General features: G+C 39.2%; 12 protein-coding genes and 12 tRNA genes. 9 read left to right on the top strand and 15 right to left on the bottom strand.

All coding sequences use genetic code 11. The features are described 5' to 3' along the window. Positions 1-18: 18 nt before the first annotated feature. From I6F44_RS08465 to I6F44_RS08485, 5 genes are all read right to left on the bottom strand, one after another. Positions 19-94, bottom strand: a tRNA-Glu gene (locus I6F44_RS08465). Between the two features lie 93 nt (positions 95-187). Then, positions 188-263, bottom strand: a tRNA-Glu gene (locus I6F44_RS08470). Between the two features lie 182 nt (positions 264-445). Beyond that, positions 446-521 (bottom strand) — tRNA-Glu (locus I6F44_RS08475). Between the two features lie 212 nt (positions 522-733). Then, a tRNA-Glu gene (locus tag I6F44_RS08480) sits at positions 734-809 on the bottom strand. 37 nt (positions 810-846) lie between these two features. Continuing rightward, positions 847-922 (bottom strand) — tRNA-Ala (locus I6F44_RS08485). Positions 923-2,182: 1,260 nt separating this feature from the next. On the opposite strand from I6F44_RS08485, the gene I6F44_RS08490 reads away from it, so the two are divergent. From I6F44_RS08490 to I6F44_RS08525, 8 genes are all read left to right on the top strand, one after another. Further along, positions 2,183-2,258, top strand: a tRNA-Val gene (locus I6F44_RS08490). Between the two features lie 153 nt (positions 2,259-2,411). Then, a tRNA-Val gene (locus I6F44_RS08495) sits at positions 2,412-2,487 on the top strand. Positions 2,488-2,647: 160 nt separating this feature from the next. Next, positions 2,648-2,723, top strand: a tRNA-Val gene (locus I6F44_RS08500). A gap of 153 nt (positions 2,724-2,876) precedes the next feature. Continuing rightward, positions 2,877-2,952 (top strand) — tRNA-Val (locus I6F44_RS08505). Between the two features lie 48 nt (positions 2,953-3,000). After that, positions 3,001-3,076, top strand: a tRNA-Val gene (locus I6F44_RS08510). A gap of 33 nt (positions 3,077-3,109) precedes the next feature. Continuing rightward, a tRNA-Val gene (locus tag I6F44_RS08515) sits at positions 3,110-3,185 on the top strand. A gap of 61 nt (positions 3,186-3,246) precedes the next feature. Continuing rightward, positions 3,247-3,322: transfer RNA gene (locus I6F44_RS08520), tRNA-Val, on the top strand. A gap of 450 nt (positions 3,323-3,772) precedes the next feature. Then, entirely contained in the window at positions 3,773-5,419 is a 1,647-nt protein-coding gene (locus I6F44_RS08525) for a tetratricopeptide repeat-containing response regulator (protein ID WP_024591593.1), read from the top strand. Between the two features lie 4 nt (positions 5,420-5,423). Here the strand turns inward: I6F44_RS08525 and msrB are convergent, their stop codons facing one another. The 10 genes from msrB to I6F44_RS08575 form a co-directional block, all read right to left on the bottom strand. Beyond that, a complete protein-coding gene (gene msrB, locus I6F44_RS08530) occupies positions 5,424-5,864 on the bottom strand; it encodes a peptide-methionine (R)-S-oxide reductase MsrB (protein ID WP_007584021.1) in 441 nt (146 codons plus the stop codon). A 147-nt stretch (positions 5,865-6,011) separates the two neighbouring features. Further along, entirely contained in the window at positions 6,012-6,452 is a 441-nt protein-coding gene (locus tag I6F44_RS08535) for a hypothetical protein (RefSeq protein ID WP_007584019.1), read from the bottom strand. Positions 6,453-6,454: 2 nt separating this feature from the next. Beyond that, on the bottom strand, positions 6,455-6,973 hold the full coding sequence (locus tag I6F44_RS08540; RefSeq protein WP_197173606.1) for a DUF2919 domain-containing protein: 519 nt from the start codon (positions 6,971-6,973) through the stop codon (positions 6,455-6,457). A 10-nt stretch (positions 6,974-6,983) separates the two neighbouring features. Continuing rightward, the gene (gene ligA / locus I6F44_RS08545) at positions 6,984-9,002 is read right to left on the bottom strand and encodes an NAD-dependent DNA ligase LigA (RefSeq protein WP_024591595.1); all 2,019 of its coding nucleotides are present in this window, start codon (positions 9,000-9,002) and stop codon (positions 6,984-6,986) included. Between the two features lie 80 nt (positions 9,003-9,082). After that, on the bottom strand, positions 9,083-9,850 hold the full coding sequence (gene zipA, locus I6F44_RS08550) for a cell division protein ZipA (protein WP_007584012.1): 768 nt from the start codon (positions 9,848-9,850) through the stop codon (positions 9,083-9,085). A 73-nt stretch (positions 9,851-9,923) separates the two neighbouring features. Next, the gene (locus I6F44_RS08555; RefSeq protein WP_197173607.1) at positions 9,924-13,325 is read right to left on the bottom strand and encodes a chromosome segregation SMC family protein; all 3,402 of its coding nucleotides are present in this window, start codon (positions 13,323-13,325) and stop codon (positions 9,924-9,926) included. 68 nt (positions 13,326-13,393) lie between these two features. Continuing rightward, entirely contained in the window at positions 13,394-14,125 is a 732-nt protein-coding gene (locus I6F44_RS08560) for an RNA methyltransferase (protein WP_101164111.1), read from the bottom strand. Positions 14,126-14,201: 76 nt separating this feature from the next. Beyond that, positions 14,202-16,238, bottom strand: coding sequence for an FUSC family protein (locus I6F44_RS08565; protein ID WP_101164110.1), 2,037 nt, complete (start codon positions 16,236-16,238; stop codon positions 14,202-14,204). A gap of 10 nt (positions 16,239-16,248) precedes the next feature. Next, the gene (locus tag I6F44_RS08570) at positions 16,249-17,109 is read right to left on the bottom strand and encodes an efflux RND transporter periplasmic adaptor subunit (protein WP_101164109.1); all 861 of its coding nucleotides are present in this window, start codon (positions 17,107-17,109) and stop codon (positions 16,249-16,251) included. A 5-nt stretch (positions 17,110-17,114) separates the two neighbouring features. Next, on the bottom strand, positions 17,115-17,318 hold the full coding sequence (locus I6F44_RS08575) for a DUF1656 domain-containing protein (protein WP_008171772.1): 204 nt from the start codon (positions 17,316-17,318) through the stop codon (positions 17,115-17,117). A 394-nt stretch (positions 17,319-17,712) separates the two neighbouring features. Between I6F44_RS08575 and I6F44_RS08580 the strand changes: the two genes are divergently transcribed. Continuing rightward, a complete protein-coding gene (locus I6F44_RS08580; protein WP_197173636.1) occupies positions 17,713-18,822 on the top strand; it encodes a YjgN family protein in 1,110 nt (369 codons plus the stop codon). Positions 18,823-18,831 lie beyond the last annotated feature (9 nt).

Here is an 18,831-nt window from a genome sequence, read left to right on the forward strand (position 1 = left end):
CACTATAAAAATAGTAAGTGGCGTCCCCAAGGGGATTCGAACCCCTGTTACCGCCGTGAAAGGGCGGTGTCCTAGGCCTCTAGACGATGGGGACACATAAATGTGTCACTAGGACAGCTGAATTTTTAGACTCGTTTCAGGCGAGCTTTCTTAATAACACTTCACTTCCCTATTAAAAATAAGCAAGTGGCGTCCCCAAGGGGATTCGAACCCCTGTTACCGCCGTGAAAGGGCGGTGTCCTAGGCCTCTAGACGATGGGGACACATAAATCTGTCACTAGGACAACTGAATTTTTAGACTCGTTTCAGGCGAGCTTTCTTAATAACACTTCACTTCCCTATTGAAAATAAGTAAGTGGCGTCCCCAAGAGATTAGTACTCTTGATAACGTCGTGCATAGAGAGTGCGGTGTCACACTGCTTTACACAATACTTAAAATAGTAAGTGGCGTCCCCAAGGGGATTCGAACCCCTGTTACCGCCGTGAAAGGGCGGTGTCCTAGGCCTCTAGACGATGGGGACACANGGGGATTCGAACCCCTGTTACCGCCGTGAAAGGGCGGTGTCCTAGGCCTCTAGACGATGGGGACACATAAATGTGTCACTAGGACAATTGATAAGTTTAACTCACATCATGAGCTTTAAGGTAATTGCGTTTAATACAAGTAAAGACTCGAGCTTTAATTGTGACGCTATTTTCTCGGTAAAACCGCCTTTAACTAATAAAAGCTAAGTGGCGTCCCCAAGGGGATTCGAACCCCTGTTACCGCCGTGAAAGGGCGGTGTCCTAGGCCTCTAGACGATGGGGACACAGAAAACTGCTACCCTAGGACAAAACACTAATTTTTGGTGGAGCCATGCGGGATCGAACCGCAGACCTCTTCACTGCCAGCGAAGCGCTCTCCCAGCTGAGCTATGGCCCCAACTTAATCAATACCCGTCGTGATAAACACATCGTGTATCGCTTAGTGCGGGGCGCATTCTATGCACCACCCAAAATAAAGTCAACAGTTTTTTACCTAGCTTTATTTAAATGGTTTAATTTTCAACAAACTGGCTATCAAGCGTGCTAAAAAATACAATTTGAATAATATTCTAGCCCTACTGCTTATAATAACATCACTATATCGCAGCGAATACTCAACAACACCCTACTCCCCCTAATTAATACAACGAAACTACATCAAAGCAAAGGTATACATTTATATGCAAATTGAATTTATCTAAAAACTACCAATTAAGGCCTCGCCAATTGCCTTAATCTTTTAAAAGTTATAATTACTTATAATAACCAAAGTTTAAATGTGGGTTTGAGAGTGCCCACAGCCTTCACTCGCTTAATAACAAGCGTAGCTCGTACTGAGAAAAGTCGGTTATTGTTTGAAGAACATTTTTTAAAGAGCATTGTAGCTTCGTAATTCTATGTACAAAACTTTAGCTATGTGTGATTTATTTAGGGCATGTTGACCTTTGTGGATTGAAATTTGTTCAATCTAGGGGCGATTTAATCGCGGCGCGAGGTTTGTAACCTAGTGGGCTAAGTAAAAACCGAGCAACAAAGAGTAATTATCCCTGGGCAGAATCCTTCGGGCAGCGCATGTCTGGTCTTTATTCTGCGTTATCGCCTATCTATGGGGAGTAACCAGACGACATCGGCTCTGCCTTGTCTAAACACCTAACATACTGCTGCAAATTTAACCTCGATAGATCAACACGCCCTAGTCTTAACCCGAAAGGCTGTTAGTGAGGAGTGCGTCTTTCGAATTGGCTAGGTTGGCTTATAAAAAATAAAACAAGTACAAAAATAAAGTTTAGAGTATTGTAAGTATCATTCGTTTGGGGAAGTTTAAATTAAATTCATTTTTAAAGGCCAACTCTATTAGCTAAATAACTCACCCTAATATTAATCCATCTGGATTATAATCCTAAAAACGACTCCAATAAAAAAACAATGAGTATCGTAAAACTAAATTTAAGATTAATAGAGTTATAATTCCTGCTCACTTTTAGGTGCTTAATTGAACTGCCACCTTGAATTTGATGATAAAATAGACTTCCAAAGTATCCTATTGTTTATAAAAGCTTCACTCAGTACATTTTTATCATTCAAGTGTTGACACATTTCCAACTCTATCTATAATAGCGCCCCACAACAACGCAGCAATGTGATGTTGTTTAGATGTGGGTGATTAGCTCAGTTGGGAGAGCATCGCCCTTACAAGGCGAGGGTCACTGGTTCAAGTCCAGTATCACCCACCACTTTTTAATTAAAGTGTTCACATCTAAATTCTATATGGGTCGTTAGCTCAGTTAGAAAAAAGAGAGCATCACCGCTACTTACAAGCAACGGCGAAGTTCACTGGTTAAAATCCAGTACTATTTATTTTAATAGTAGCGTTTTAATTTATATGTGGGTGATTAGCTCAGTTGGGAGAGCATCGCCCTTACAAGGCGAGGGTCACTGGTTCAAGTCCAGTATCACCCACCACATATAAAACCTATTATTATTTAATAGTCGCGTTTTAAAATTGTAATATGGGTCGTTAGCTCAGTTACAAGAAAAGAGAGCATCACCGCCTTTTATAAAAGATGGCGAAGTTCACTGGTTAAAGTCCAGTACTATCTATATAGGTAGTAGCATGTAATATGGGTCGTTAGCTCAGTTGGGAGAGCATCGCCCTTACAAGGCGAGGGTCACTGGTTCAAGTCCAGTACGACCCACCATTTTTTTAAAATGGTGTATATTACAAAAATCTAAATGGGTGATTAGCTCAGTTAGAAAAAAGAGAGCATCACCGCTATTTACAAGTAACGGCGAGGTTCACTGGTTAAAGTCCAGTACTATTTATTTTAATAGTAGCGTTTTAATTTATATGTGGGTGATTAGCTCAGTTGGGAGAGCATCGCCCTTACAAGGCGAGGGTCACTGGTTCAAGTCCAGTATCACCCACCACATATAAACCTATTATTATATCAATAGTCGCGTTTTAAAATTTAATATGGGTCGTTAGCTCAGTTGGGAGAGCATCGCCCTTACAAGGCGAGGGTCACTGGTTCAAGTCCAGTACGACCCACCACTATTTACAGTGGTGCATATTAAAATGTAATTTGGGTGATTAGCTCAGTTGGGAGAGCATCGCCCTTACAAGGCGAGGGTCACTGGTTCAAGTCCAGTATCACCCACCAAATTACATCAAGCGTTAATTTGATAATAAAGAATTAAATAACAGGCATACCTATTATATGTGGGTGATTAGCTCAGTTGGGAGAGCATCGCCCTTACAAGGCGAGGGTCACTGGTTCAAGTCCAGTATCACCCACCACATATAAGCACTTCTACATCATCTAATATTAATTCCTCTGATTATTTATCGTAAAGAGCCTATTTAGGTAATTAACTCAGTTGTAAGAAAAGAGAGCATCGCCTCCCTTTACAAATAATGGCGAGGATCACTGGTTCAAGTCCAGTATCACCCACCACATATAAATATCATTCAGTAGCTCTACTAGTAATAATTCCTCTTTCTTGCTTTAAATATATTTTATACTTTTATTCAAATCTAAGCTTCCATATCAAAGCACTCATCAAATATAGCGTTATCAATTTTACTTATTTAGTTTTTAATTATGTTATTCGGCTCAGTACCTTCGTAGTTAGATAAACGTATTAGGCAAAGTTAAGTACCTAATAAATACAGCTATCATTTAAATTCCCTTGTAAGGAGTTAAACTGTTGATTATAGTCTGTGTTAAATACAATTACGCTTAAGCCAATGCCAACTAAGATCTATTCAAAAGCCAAAATACTTATAGTAGAGGAGCAGCCACTTGCTCAAAGCTATATGAAACAATCGTTAGAAAGGCTTGGCTTTCGGCAGTTGCGCTTTGCTGATCATGCAAATTCTGCAAAAGAGCAGTGTTTAAGTGAAGAATTTGATCTAATCGTTTGCTCATTCAACTTAAATAAACACCAAGATGGCTACCAGCTTTATGAAGAGCTACGTGTAAAGCAACTCATAAAAAGCTCGACTGGCTTTATTTTTATCTCAGCAGAAACAAGTGGCTCACTCGTTCATAGTGTTCTTGAGCTGCAGCCTGATGACTTTTTAGTTAAACCTTTTACAGTACAAGAGCTTAAAATACGCATTGAACGAATCTTAAAGCGTAAACATGACTTACAAACAGTGTATTCATTAATTGATGATGGTAACGATTCAAAAGCTATTAAGTTTATTGATACCGCTCTGGATAAAAAAAATAATAATTACAGCCCTATCCTACTTCGCTTAAAAGGTGATGCCTTACTTCGCTTAAAGCGCGCTCAAGATGCGAAAGACTTTTTTAAGTCTGTTCTCGACATTCAAAAATTTGCTTGGGCAAAAGTAGGCTTAGTAGAAGCACTTATAGCGAATAACGAACATATTTTGGCGCAGCGAATGCTCAAAACAATGTTAGAGCGCCAAGAAACTCGTTTAGTAGCCCTTGATTTGTTGGGCAGATTAGAAATAAAGCTAAATCAATTTGAGCTAGCACAAAGCTTTTTAAGCCAAGCTGCAGAAATTGCACCGCGAAATATCACACGCCAAAAATCGCTAAGTAATGTGTCGCTAATTAATCACGACTACGAAAAAAGCTATTTAACTCAAAAAGATATAGCCACCTTTGCAAAACACTCAATACACGACCACCCCGATGTATATTTGAATGCAGCACGTGCAGGTATCGACTTTGCGCTAACGACTGATCAAACCGATCAAATTCAACGAATTTCTAGGCAAACCAATCAGTACATTAATGATTTAAAAAAACAGTTTCCTAATAATACAAATCAAGCTCAAATTGATGTACTTAATGCACGACTCCATTACTTAAAAGACGAGCATCAAAAAGCGAAAAAGCTAATTGAACAACTTGATGATGACGATACTCATATCCGATCGGTTGATGGCGCACTTGATAAAGCAAAAGCATTTCATGAACTGGGGTTTCATCAAAAGGCGCAAACCTTATTCACACAAATAATTAGCCACTGTGAAAGACATCCCGCAGTTAGCGACACAACTTACTTACGTTATATTCAGCAGCAACAAAGTGAGCGACGCGATATTAAAATGGGTCCAAAAGAGCTTAACAACCATGCCGTTAGTCAATTTAATAAAGGCCAATTAAATACTGCGTTGGAAGCTTTTACACAAGCGTTTAGAGTCATGCCTCGTAATCAAAGTATCGCACTTAATTTATTACAGTGCCTATTTGATTCAACTAAGCAATCTGGCAGCTCATTTAATATGGATCTTGCTAGAAGGTGCTACGCCCTTCTTGATAAAACTAAATTACAAGCAGATCAGACGCAGCGTTTAGATAAGATTTTGCACATAGCAAAAGAAATGAATTTAGATATTCAAAGCGCTAGTAAATAAAATATTAGAGCTTTTTCATTGATGCGGCATTAACGCAATAACGTAAACCCGTTGGTAATGGACCATCTGGAAAAATATGGCCTAAGTGCGAATCGCACACGTTACAAACCACCTCTATGCGCTCCATACCATGACTTGTATCGCTTACATAGCCAATCGCTTCAATTGTCGCAGGTTGCGTAAATGACGGCCAACCAGTACCACTATCAAACTTCTCATCAGCATCAAACAATAGATTATCACAGCAAATACACACATACTTGCCAGGTTCGAGTAATGTACAACTACCCGAGCTACCTGGGCGCTCTGTTCCCTTTTTACGTGTTACGTAATATTCATCTTCTGATAGTTGCATCCGCCACTGCTCGTCAGTTTTGACTACTTTTTTACTTGGGGTAGGATTGCCATTGGTGGCAAAGTTAATAACATCATTCCACTTCAACATAATAGCCTCATTGAATAGTTGATTAGCTATACTTTATAAAGTCATAAAAAGTACGGCTAATTATTACGTTATTTAATACACTAAAGATCAGCTAAGGAGTGTTGACCGTTTAAGACTAAAACTCGTTCAATCTTAAAGGTGATTTTCTTAGCTAAAGGTAATATTTTGTTTTTCTGAGTCGGTAAGTATTCGTTTAATAAAACTATCTAGCTCTGCTTTTTTTACAGGTAAACTAACACTCATTTGGCGCTCGTTATTACTGTAAATTATTAGCTCATCATCTTTTGTCGTTATACGTTCAATACTCTCAATAACTAACCAATCTGGACCGTGCTTTTTATCAAAAAATCCCATCAAACTAAAAAGTAATAAGTGTTGGGCGTCTCGCTGAATAAAATCCTCCAACCTGTTTCTTGATTTAAATAAAGGCGTTAACCTATAAACGCTTGAGCAAAAAACAAATACCCATAACCCAAATAACGCTTTAAACCACATAAACTCTAAAAGCTCAGTGCTAATCATTAAAATAATAAGCACAAAGCCTATTATCGATATAGCTATCGCTATTTTTTTATTTACGGCGTCCACAACTAATCCCTTTTAAGTCGCTTTTTTTCTTCTGATGCCTTTTCTGTCGGCTCAGGCCAATCATTAAAGAAAACAGTTAAATAGCGGCTTTTCACCAAATACCATAATACCCATAAAACAATCATCATTTGTACTGCTAAAAATGATGAAAATCGATAATGGCTATGCGCTGCTTGAACACTTAACCATGTTAAATCAACAACTGCACATAAAATAAGAGGCCAGCGCATATGTCGCCATATTCTTTCTAACCTGTTGCTTGCACTGTGTGAATCTCGTGGTCTGCGTAAACAAAATAAAATAGTCGGTATTATTGCAATACTTCCAATCGTTATTGCGATAAAAAAATCATTTTTATTTTTAAAAAATAACGACATTAAATCTAGTTCAGGCCTGCGGCTTAAAGCCGCAATAACCCAAATAAAATAACTGCGTAATAGCACAAGCACACTTAAATGAAATGCAATAGGCGTACGGTAACTTCCGTACTTATCCCAGTATTCTGGCCCATATCGGCTCATTGTCATTTTCCTAACCGTTATGCTTTATAAGCAACTCAATTAATTCATCTTCAGTTAGTATGTCTATGCCTAGGTCTTGTGCTTTTGTTAGTTTTGAACCTGCTTTTTCACCCGCCACTAACGCATCTGTTTTAGCCGATACGCTACCAGACACCTTGGCACCAAGTTGTTGTAATCGTGCTTTTGCATCATTGCGATTAAGTGTATTAAGTGTACCTGTAAGTACATATGTAAGCCCAGCGAGCGGCTGTTCTTCCTCAGAAGGTGCGCTCAACGCTGGCCAGTTTACACCTTGATCTATCAGCGCATTAACAACTGCTAAATTATGTTCTTCATCAAAAAAGCCACGAACATGAGCAGCTACTATTTCGCCTACATCACTTACTTGCGTTAAACTATCAATGCTGGCATTTATTACATTTTCAAGGGTTAGAAAGTGATTAGCTAAATTTTGTGCTGTCGCCTCCCCGGCTTCTCGAATACCTAATGAATATAAAAACTTAGCAAGCGTAGTGCCTTTAGCCTCTTCAAGTGCTGTTACTAAGTTTTTAGCTGACTTAGGTCCCATACGTTCAAGTGACTCAAAATGCCCCTGTTTTAAAATAAACAAATCAGCAGGCGTTTTTATAAGTTCTCTATCGACTAACTGATCAACAATCTTATCGCCAAGACCATCTATATCCAGCGCTTTGCGCGAAGCAAAGTGCTTAATAGCTTGCTTACGCTGTGCAGGACATACAAGTCCACCCGTACAACGGGCTACAGCTTCGCCTTCAACCTTTTCAACATGAGAATCACAGATTGGGCAAGTCGTCGGGAATTCAATATCTCTGGCATCATCAGGTCTGCGTTCAAGTACAACTTGTGTTATTTGTGGGATTACATCACCTGCACGGCGAATAATAACCGTATCCCCCACTTTTACACCTAAACGTGCAACTTCATCACTGTTATGCAGTGTTGCATTTGATACGGTAACGCCACCCACAAAAACAGGCTTCAAACGTGCAACAGGTGTAATGGCGCCAGTACGACCGACTTGAAAATCAACATCAAGTAGTTGGGTTATTTCCTCTTGTGCCGGAAATTTATACGCAATAGCCCAACGAGGTGCGCGAGCTACAAAGCCTAAGCGCTCTTGTAAGGCTTTTTCATTTATTTTAATTACTACGCCATCAATTTCGTATTTAAGTGAGCTACGGCGCGTTAAAATATCGCTGTAGTACTCAAGCGCGGCTTTTGGACCTTCAACTAATTTTGTTTCTGGGCACAGAGGTAAACCCCAATCAGTCAACTTTTCTAATTGCTGATAATGATCCTGGGGAATATTGCCATCGGCAACAAGCCCAGTGCTATATGCGTAAAACATGAGTGGGCGCTTAGCGGTAATTTTAGAGTCGAGTTGTCGTAAGCTACCGGCTGCTGCATTACGTGGGTTAACAAATACTTTATCGCCACGCTTTTCTGCTTCAGTATTTAGTTTGTCAAAACCTGCGCTATCCATAAATACTTCGCCGCGCACTTCAAGCTCTTTCGGATAATCGCCACGTAACTTAAGCGGTACATTACGAATTGTTTTTACATTTTGAGTAATGTTTTCACCGGTAAAACCATCACCTCGAGTCGCTGCTTGTACAAGCACACCATCACGATAAATAATTGATACAGCTAAACCATCAAGTTTTGGCTCACAACAAAAAGTAAGCTCATCAGTACTCATTAAACGCTCTTTTATACGGCGATTAAACGCAGTGAATTCTTCTTCACTAAAGGCGTTATCAAGTGAGAGCATGGGTACTTGGTGCGCTACTTGTTCAAATTTACTAAGTGCTGCACCGCCTACTTTTTGTGTAGGTGAGTCGGCGGTTAAAAATTCAGGATGCTCGGTTTCAAGTGCGCTTAGTTCGCGTAATAACCTATCGTATTCAGAATCAGGAATACTGGGGGTGTCGAGCACATAATAATTATAGTTGTGTTGCTCTAATGTAGTACGAAGATGATTAACTTGCTCACTAATGCTGCTAGACATTTAAACCTCAATAAACATAAAAAAAGCCACTTTGACGATTCACCGTCCAGTGGCTTATAAAAATATAATATATGCGTTATTTACGCTGAAAAAGAACGAACCTGCTCAACATATTGTCTTACGCGATCTACTGTCATTTCATTTCGCTCAGCATCTAAAATTTGCGCACCAAATTCATCCGCTAACTTTTTAGCTGCGCTGTGCAACATATTAAATGCAGCTAGACCATCGCCGTCGCACGGTAACGTCATAAATAAGCTTACCCCTGCGGTACTAAACTGTTCCATATTATCAATATCAAACGTACCTGGGTTGTACATATTTACTAATCTAAATAAAACAGGGCCTTGACCAGCCGGATCTAAATGGCGATTAAAAAAGCCTTCCTCAGAATATTTAAAACCTAAAGTGTTAACTGCTGGCAATAATTTACTGCCCTGCATACTAAGCTCTTCTGGCATTTGAATATGTACAATAACAAAGTCAGACATTTGGGCAGGTGCTTCTTCAGCGCTTTGCTCTTTTGCTTCTAGGTCATCAACTATTTCTAGGTCATCTTCAATCGGCACTTCTGGCACGCTTGTATCTATTTGCGGCTCATTTGCATCAAAGTTAAGCTCGCCAAACTGTGGCTCATCACGTTCGTTTTGCATTGGCTCTTTTGGCTCAGCCTCAGTTCGAAACGGTTTAGATGAAGCTGATGCGCTTTCTTGTAATGGTTCAACCCGCTCGTTATCAGATACTTCTGGGCGGTCTTTTTTTCTCACAGACCACAATCCATGTATTAATAAACCACCAATGACAACTACACTGATAATGATTAAAACCCATCTTAATTGTTCGGCCATCCCCTCACCTTTTATTATTTGATATGCCTAAAACCTGTATATTAATTAAAAATAATACACTTGTTATAAAAATTTATGCATGTGCAAGTTGCACAGCCTGCTCTATATCTACAGCAACCATACGCGATACGCCAGGTTCTGCCATAGTAACACCGGTTAATCTACCAGCCATTTCCATCGCAATTTTATTATGACTAATATAAATAAACTGCACTGATTGTGACATTTCTTCAACCAAACGGCAAAAACGCACAACGTTGGCATCATCCAATGGTGCATCTACTTCGTCCAGCATACAGAAAGGAGCTGGATTGATCCTGAATATAGAAAACACTAATGATAATGCGGTCAGCGCTTTTTCTCCACCACTTAACAAATGAATTGTTGAATTTTTCTTACCCGGTGGTCTTGCCATTATACTAACACCACTTTCGAGTAAATCGTCACTGGTTAATTCTAAATACGCACTACCACCACCAAAAACTTTAGGAAATAGCTCTGCAAAGTCTTCGTTAACTTGATCGAACGTCGCTTTAAAGCGTGTTTTGGTCTCACTATCAATTTTACGAATTGCACCTTCAAGGGTACTTAACGCTTTTGTTAAATCATCTAATTGATTATCAAGATAATCACTACGAGCTTTAGCTAAATCAAACTCTTCTATTGCCGCTAAGTTTACTGCACCTAATTTATCTAACTGATTAGTAAATCCGGTTAACTGATTTTGCGCTGCACTTAAATTCAATGAATCAGGTAATTCATCAAGTATTGCTTTTAAGCTTTGCTTTAGCTCTTCTAATGGTTCGAGCGCAACTTGCGCTTTTATTAGTAAGCTTTGCTCTTCAATTGTTAGCTTTTGATGCTGCTCTTGCAAGCCCACCAGCTCACCTTGTGAGTTTTTAAGACTTGCTTGCTTGCTATTTAAACTTTCTTTAGCGTGAGCTAATTCTTTTTGTAGCATTACCAGGGCCTGCTCACCTTTTTGATGCTGTACTAAAAACTGCGTTATTTTATCGCTAAGCTCTTGCTCTGGTATAAGCAGTTCTTCTATTTCATTGAGTAATTCTTGTGCACCTTCAGATGCACTAACGTGCTCTTGCTCTGCATGGCTCAATTTGGTTTGGCTTAACTGCCATTCACTGCGTGCCTTTTGCTCTGAGAGCGTTGCCTTATGCGCTTGCGTTTTATATTGCTCAAGCATGCTTAATGCTTCGCTATAACTTTTATCACTTTGTGAGCGCAGGCTATTTGCAGCGTCTAACTCATCCGTTAAGTTGAGTTGCTGCTCATTTAACACTTCAAATTGCTCTGTTTGCTCATCAAGCACGGTATTTAATTGCAAAAGCTGGGTGGTTAATTGCTGTTTTTGTTGCTGTAGCTTTTCTAGTTGCAGCTTAAAGTGCGCTACTTGCTGTTTAAGCATATCGCTGCGTGTACCGGCTACTGCTATATTTTGCGCAAGCTCATGTATGGCTTCTTTTAGCTCGCTTTGCTCGTTAATTAACTTTATTTGATCAGCTGTATGTTCATCACGAGTGTGTGTTACTTGTTTTAGCTCATCCTCGGCATTGGTTAACTGCTGAGCTTTATCCTGCAACTGCTTATGTTTTAAAAGCAATGAGTTTTCGGCATTTCGATCGGCACTTACATGCCAGTTACGACCATATAAAGCACCGTTTTTATCCATAACGGCTGTATAATAAGCATCTTTTAAGAGCGTTAGATCACCGCTCTCGCTATAAGCAATGCGCGTTAAATGATCTGGGTACACGCCGCTTGTTATGAATGCCGCTAAGCTATTTTCAGCAATGTGCTTAGTACTAATTGGCCACACACTATTATCAGCTTGCTGCTCACTTACATTTAAGTGCTCTAGCGATTTAAGTGCTTGCTCTATTAAGGGCTCAAAGCCTTCTTTAACACTTAGCTGATTAAACAAACCATTAGTACTTTCACTTTCTTCATCAAGCCCTAATGTACTTTTAAGCCCCGTTATACTGGCTTTTAACTCATTTATTGTTTGAGTAAGCGTCGAATATTGCTTTTGTGAGTTATTAACACGCTCATTTTGCACTTCAAGCTTAGCACTGCACTGCGTGTGCGCTGTTTGTTTAGCGGCAAGTTCTTGGGTTAATGTTTGTGTTTGCTGTGTTTGCTGCGTTAATTGTTGTTCTACATCGCTACTTTGTAAGTCAGTAAGCTGCGCATTTAACTGATCAATTTGCTCGTTAACGTGGCTTATTTGCTGCTGAGTTTGTTTAATGTGACTGCTATGCAGTTGCGCATTATTATTAAGTTGCTGCTGTTGCTCACACAAAGTTTGCCAGTGTGTATTGTGGCGCTGCTTCAGTGCTAATAATTCCTCAAGCTCATGCGTTAACTTCCTTACTTGCTCTTCGCACATTAACGCGTTTTCACTTGCCTCTTGCAGGGTTTCATTTAGTTGCTCGCACACAATTTGCTGCTGCATTTTAACTTCAGTGCTATGGGTTTGGCGTTGCTGTAATTTAATTAAATTTTGTTTAAGCGTTTGAGTTTGTTGCTTTACATTTATTTGCTGTTGCTCAGCGCGGGTAAGCTCGGTATGTATTACATGTTGCTGGTGCTGTGCATCGCTTAGTTTATCTTGCTGAGCTTGTACTTGCCCTTCTAAGCTTGCAAGTACATCGTCATGCCCTGAGTTAGCGGTTTTAAAAAACGAAATTTGGTCATTAAGCTTTTTAATTTTGGCGCTTTTTTCAAGTTGCTGCTGGTGTAATTTTTGCCATTTTAAAACCGCAATTTGCCCTTTTAACGTTCGCTCTTGCGCTTTTAACTCGCGGTATTTTTTTGCATCAACCGACTGCACAGCCAATTTATCTAACTGGCTTTGCAGCTCTTTACGCACATCTAACAAACGCTCAAGGTTTTCGCGGGTGCTTTTAATGCGTGTTTGTGTTTCGCGGCGGCGCTCTTTGTATTTAGAAACACCAGCAGCTTCTTCTAAAAATACGCGTAATTCTTGTGGTTTACTTTCTATTAAGCGCGAGATCATCCCTTGCTCAATAATTGCGTAACTACGCGGACCAAGACCTGTACCTAAAAATATATCGGTAATATCACGCTTACGGCATTTACTGCCATTTAAAAAGTACAGCGATAGCCCGTCGCGCGTTACTAAGCGTTTAATGGCAATTTGGTTTCTGTCGGCAAATGTGTTTGAAGGACTACCTTTATCGTTATCAAAAACAAGCTCTACAGAAGCTTGTGATATGGCTTTACGATTAGTTGAGCCATTAAAAATAACGTCGGTCATGGCATCGCCACGCAGGTTTTTAGCAGAGCTTTCACCTAGCACCCATCGTACTGCATCAATAACGTTAGATTTGCCACAGCCATTAGGGCCTACAACACACGTCATTTGATCAGGAAATGGAATTTTAGTGGGCTCTACAAACGATTTAAAGCCCGCTAATTTAATAGTGCTTAAGCGCATCTTGTTGTTATTACCAATTTATTATTGTTATTTGTCATAAACAATTTAACCCATAATTTACTAATAGATTAAGCTTGTCGTTTAAAGTTATCTAAAATGATACCGGTCGCCATTGCAACATTAAGTGACTCTGCACCACCAAAAGCGGGAATGGTTATTTTATTGGTCACTAACTTTGCACATGTCTCGCGTATACCATGCGACTCACTGCCCATTAGTAAAACGCCTGAGCCCGTAAATTGGGTTTTATGTACACTTTGTCCATCTAAAAAAGCACCGTAAACAGGTAAATTTAAAGACTGTAAGTAATCAGGTAAATCTACTTGGCTTACCGATACCCTTACAAACGAGCCCATTGTGGCGCTAATTGTTTTAGGGTTGTAAGCGTCAGCGCTGTCGGTGCTAGTTACTATATGTTTAATACCGTACCAATCGGCTACTCTAATTATTGTGCCTAAATTACCAGGATCAGATACGCCATCAAGCGCGAGTATTAAGCCATTTGCTTGTGGTAAAGCCGCCTTTGGCATATCAACAATCGCAATGGCTGCATTATTGCTAACTAATGTGCTCGCTTTAGTGAGGATCTCTTCATCCGCTTCAATAAAATTAGCGTGCTGATACTCACTTTGGTATGCATTTATAAATTCGTTTGTAGCAAAAATATTAACCACATTTAATGGGCTGTTTAATAACTCAAGTACGTTTTTTTCACCCTGTACAAGGTATTGATTATATTGCTTTCGGTACTTTTTTTGGCCAAGTTGGCGAATAAGTTTGAGTTGGTTTTTTGAAATCATAACAGCCCCATAAAATTGTCCATTAAGTATAACAGATTTCGTTATAACATCTGAACTCGAAAAGCAGCGAATGGGGTTAATTTATCTTGCTGGCACTTCTTTCAAAAGTCAGATTAATGCGAATAAACATCCCTTTTATTGCCTCTAATTGGTTTGAATCACCAACAGATGCGGCTAATTCATTATAAAGATTATCAGACGCTTGCTTAAAGTTTTCATCAAACTTACCTTTGGTAGCCAGCATAAATGCATCAGCCAACGTGCGTTGCCATTCATTTAAATATTTTAGCTTTGTGTCACCAGCAAGATTTTCGCAAATTGAGTTTAATCGCACTGAGGCATGTCCTAAGTTTAAGCCGGTTAGGGCAAGGTCAGTAATGGCGCGTGAGTGTGAGCCCTGATCGTAATTAGTTAAGCGTATTAACCTATCTGCCATGCGGCGGTTGTACCAAATACTCGGAGTTTGATGTGTATTTATTTCGAGTAAATCTTTATAGGTAGCCTTAAAAACACGATGAACAAGTAACTGAACACTTGGTCCTGTAAATAACTGAAAAATCCAAAATAAAATACTCACGCCAGCAAAAATCGCGATTGCAGAGCTGAGTGTATAATCAATTGAAAAAGCTAGGCTCATATCCGTGCTGGGTCTAACCAAAATAGTAAATGGAATACAAAACCCTAAGCCGTATGGCAGCGTTTGTTGATCAGCGAGTAACAGCAAACCCAAAAAATACGGACCAGCTAATACAAGCAACAATATTTCTAATTGCCCACCACTTTGCGACAGTAAATTTAACGCATAAAAAATAGTTACAAAAGTAGCAACAATTATACCTGCCAATAAACGTTTAATTACAACCTGTAAAATAGCCAAGGGTATTCGCGCCAGCATTATCGAAAATATGACCGGTAATATCATAATTAATAATGCAGCTGAAGAACCTGTATTAATCCAAATAAATGCGCCGATAGAAAACACCAAAGCAGTTCTAAATCCAACAATAATGCCAGCTAATGGGTCGCGATATGTAAGCATACTGGGTGCATTTAATAATGTTTTATCGCGTTGTTCTAAAGCTCTGTATGCCCGTAGTAAAATTGTTAAGTCGGCTGCCACTTCTAAGCTCACATTGAGCATGTGAGATTCAAATGGCGAATCACACACCGTATTTGCTCTATAGTCGGTTAGCTCTTTACGCAGTGTTTTAACTTGTTCGGCGCAGTAATCAAAATCGTCAGATTCTTTAATTTGCGCGAATACGTGTTTAAGTTTACTTATTAATTTGTCTAATGTGGGAGTAATGAGGTCTGCGTGGTTTCGTTGCAGGCGACCAATTATTTGAATTGAAGCCAGTAAAGAAAGTACTTTTTGCGACAATTGATTTGCAGCACGTGAGCGCCCTGGACCTTTTGGCCCTTCGTACCTTACTGCGCTAGAGTCTTCGTTTATTGATCCTAATGTTGCCATAATGCCATCTATTTGCTGATGACGATTTTCGTGCGAGCCTTTAGAATCAAGCTCAGTTACTAAATAATCTAACGTTTGGTTTATAACCGACCGCGCTTGTACTTGCAGTAAGTGTTTAACTTTTACAGGCCAAAATAAATGGCTCACAAGGCCTGCACATATTGAGCCTATTACTATTTCACTCACGCGCGCTTGTGCAATATCAAATATGCTTTGACTGCTTACCATTGCCGGAGTAACCATGACTAAAAGTACAATAATAGCGGCTGTTACACCTGCCATAGCAAACGCATAAACAAAGTTTGCTTGGCGTACCATTGCCGATAACGCAGAGTTTACCCCCAACCATAATGCAAGTGCACCGAGCGCTAAATAAGGGTAGAGAATTAACTGAGTTAAAAGCAATATGCCAAATAAACCACCCACTATGGTGCCTATTATTTGGCAAATTGCTTTTTCAATAACCAATCCGCTTTGCGGGCGTAATTGCAAAAATATAGCCGAGACTAACGCCCAATAAGGTCTTTCAAGATTAAGCCACATAGCAATAGTAAGCGCCATTACCATGGCTATAACGCCCTTAGTCGCAAAAATAATTGCCTGTTTTTTAGGAAAAAACAAATTTTGTAATACAACGCCCACTGTCTTCCCCTTAACGTGTAGCGAGATGTATTGTGGCGGTCATTCCTGCGCTAAGCTGTGTATCTTCGGGCAATGAATCTAACTTAATATCAACAGGAATACGTTGCGATAAACGTACCCAATTAAATGTTTGTTGCACTTGCGGTAAAAGTTGTCCGTTACTTTGTGTATTCGTATTTGCAATTGCTTTACCTACACTCACTACATGCCCTGTTAATTGCTTACCACCGCTTAGAAGCGCTATTTTAGCTTCTTGATCAGGATAAATAAGCGGTATTTTACTCTCTTCAAAGTAACCCGTTACGTAAAATGAATCTGACTGCACGATAGCAAACACAGGTGTGCCTTGAGCTACATAGTTACCTTGGCGTAAATTCAGATTAATTATTTGTCCCGATGCAGGCGCAACAATTTTAGTTCTATCAACATTTAATTGCGCAATTGTTTGCTCTGTTTTAGCTAGGTTATAATTTGCCTCAGCAATTTTAGTATTGATACGTGTTGATTCTAGCGTTTCTTCACTTATTGCCTGTTGAGTGTTTAGCTCAACACGTCTTTCGTATTTATGTTTAGCAAGCTCCCATGTATATAGCGTATTTTCTGTATTGGCTTTACTTTTATCAAGCGCTGCTTGGTAACGCTTTTGATCAACATTAAAAAGTACTTCGCCTTTTTGTACGTTTTGACCATCTTTAATGTTTAAAGCAGTCACCCAACCCGACACGTCTGGAGCAACTGTAACTATGTCTGCTCGAATGCGACCGTCGCGCGTCCAAGGAGTATGCATGTAGTCAGTCCATACCCAACGCCCAGCAAAAACCGCAGCTATAACAACCAAGATAGTAAAAGTAATACGCAGATATTTAATCATTCAATTTATCTTCCACTTAGTAAATAGACGGCCAGTGCCAAGTAACAAACAAATAGTGACACTTCAAACCAAGCCACTTTCCAAATACGGTCATGCCAATCTAGTCGATGCAAAGCAAAACGAGTCAGCGCTGTTAAAATAAACGCAATTGGGAAGTAAACAATCAGCGGGCTAAACTCTAATCCCCCTAACACGACTGCTTGAAACATAATAAATATCCTAATGTTATTTAAAGCGGTGATAAAAGCTGTAAAACCTAAATAAATTTACATCCCCACTACTCTTACAATCTATTATTTTGGCATATAAATCAATTAGCTTAATTGTACGTAGGTGTGCTTAATACATAATTAATGCCATTACATTTAAGCAGCATTAACTATGTATAGTAGCTAAATCGCATATTAAAAAGCTAAAGATCCCAGTTACCAGCCAAATAAATAAAACCAGCGAGGTTTATTTATAAAAAAGTATTAGAGTATTTAACTCAATACTTAAAACGCCTATTTATAGCTGTTTACAGAAGGGTGAGATAATTATAAACATTGAATTTTGCACTAAAAATGGGTAAATTAACAAAAAAACAACATGGATATAATTTTAATGGAATCAGTACACCCTACCCCCTCTGAAACAACCCCACCAATAAATGAGCCTGCTGAACCAATTTTTAGCGGAAAAGTGCAGTTTAGTGGTAAAGGCGGTGAGTTTTTTGGAATTTGGATTGTAAATATATTACTTAGCGTTATTACGCTTGGCATATACTCAGCGTGGGCTAAAGTACGTACGCATCGCTATTTTTACGGCCACACCCGCATAGATGGTCATAGTTTTGACTACCTAGCAACGCCAATACAAATTTTAAAAGGTCGGATTTTAGCGGTTATTGTATTTTTTATTTATACATTCTCTATTAGCTTTATGCCTATTTTAGGCCTATTTATTGCTCTTGGTTTTATCTTTTTAATGCCATGGATTATTAACCAAGGTTTACGTTTTAATCTGCGTATGACCCGCCATCGTAATGTTCGCTTTGCTTTTAAAGGCAGCTATGGCGAAGCCTTTGTTAACTTTATACTATTACCTATTGCCAGCATATTTACGCTTTATTTATTAATGCCTTACGTTATAAAACGTATTGATAGCTATATCCATAGCAATATTAGTTACGGTGACAAACCGCTTACTGTAAATCTAAAAGGCGAAACCTATTACTTAACAGCGCTTATTTGCTTTGTAGTGAGCTCTATCACCATGGTGGTATTTATGGGGATTTTAGGGTTATTTGGCCTCAACTTAGTAGATATTGAAAACCAACAAAATTTAGAAAACTCTGCAGCTATGGTTATGCTTCCTATCTTTATGATGATTGCCTATGTGCTAATGATTGCCATTGTTTCTGCTGTATGGCACGCCGCTATTAGAAATCACATTTTTGATAACAGCTATTTTGAAGGCGTTGCTACATTTAAATCAGAGCTAAAACCAATTCCTTTCGCTGTTTTACTATTAACTAATATGTTGGCTATTGTATTTTCTTTAGGCCTTGCATACCCATGGACAAAAGTACGTACATCAAAAATGCTCGCTGATGTAACTAACGTCACTATTTATCCTGGTGCATTAAACCTAATCGATACCGCGCAAGAACAGCAATCATCATTTGCTGAAGAAGCTGCAAACGTATTTGATATTGACCTTTCTCTAACTTAAGAGCTCACT

The organism is Pseudoalteromonas sp. NZS11_1 (assembly GCF_015864275.1).
GTDB classification, from domain to species: domain Bacteria; phylum Pseudomonadota; class Gammaproteobacteria; order Enterobacterales; family Alteromonadaceae; genus Pseudoalteromonas; species Pseudoalteromonas arctica.

Excerpts from the sequence above, each read along its gene's own strand:
- I6F44_RS08570 (WP_101164109.1), bottom strand. The coding sequence starts at position 17,109 with ATGATTAAATATCTGCGTATTACTTTTACTATCTTGGTTGTTATAGCT.
- I6F44_RS08575 (WP_008171772.1), bottom strand. The coding sequence starts at position 17,318 with ATGTTTCAAGCAGTCGTGTTAGGGGGATTAGAGTTTAGCCCGCTGATT.
- I6F44_RS08580 (WP_197173636.1), top strand. The coding sequence starts at position 17,713 with ATGGAATCAGTACACCCTACCCCCTCTGAAACAACCCCACCAATAAAT.
- I6F44_RS08555 (WP_197173607.1), bottom strand. The coding sequence starts at position 13,325 with ATGCGCTTAAGCACTATTAAATTAGCGGGCTTTAAATCGTTTGTAGAG.
- I6F44_RS08525 (WP_024591593.1), top strand. The coding sequence starts at position 3,773 with ATGCCAACTAAGATCTATTCAAAAGCCAAAATACTTATAGTAGAGGAG.
- I6F44_RS08540 (WP_197173606.1), bottom strand. The coding sequence starts at position 6,973 with ATGAGCCGATATGGGCCAGAATACTGGGATAAGTACGGAAGTTACCGT.
- I6F44_RS08560 (WP_101164111.1), bottom strand. The coding sequence starts at position 14,125 with ATGATTTCAAAAAACCAACTCAAACTTATTCGCCAACTTGGCCAAAAA.
- msrB (WP_007584021.1), bottom strand. The coding sequence starts at position 5,864 with ATGTTGAAGTGGAATGATGTTATTAACTTTGCCACCAATGGCAATCCT.
- ligA (WP_024591595.1), bottom strand. The coding sequence starts at position 9,002 with ATGTCTAGCAGCATTAGTGAGCAAGTTAATCATCTTCGTACTACATTA.
- zipA (WP_007584012.1), bottom strand. The coding sequence starts at position 9,850 with ATGGCCGAACAATTAAGATGGGTTTTAATCATTATCAGTGTAGTTGTC.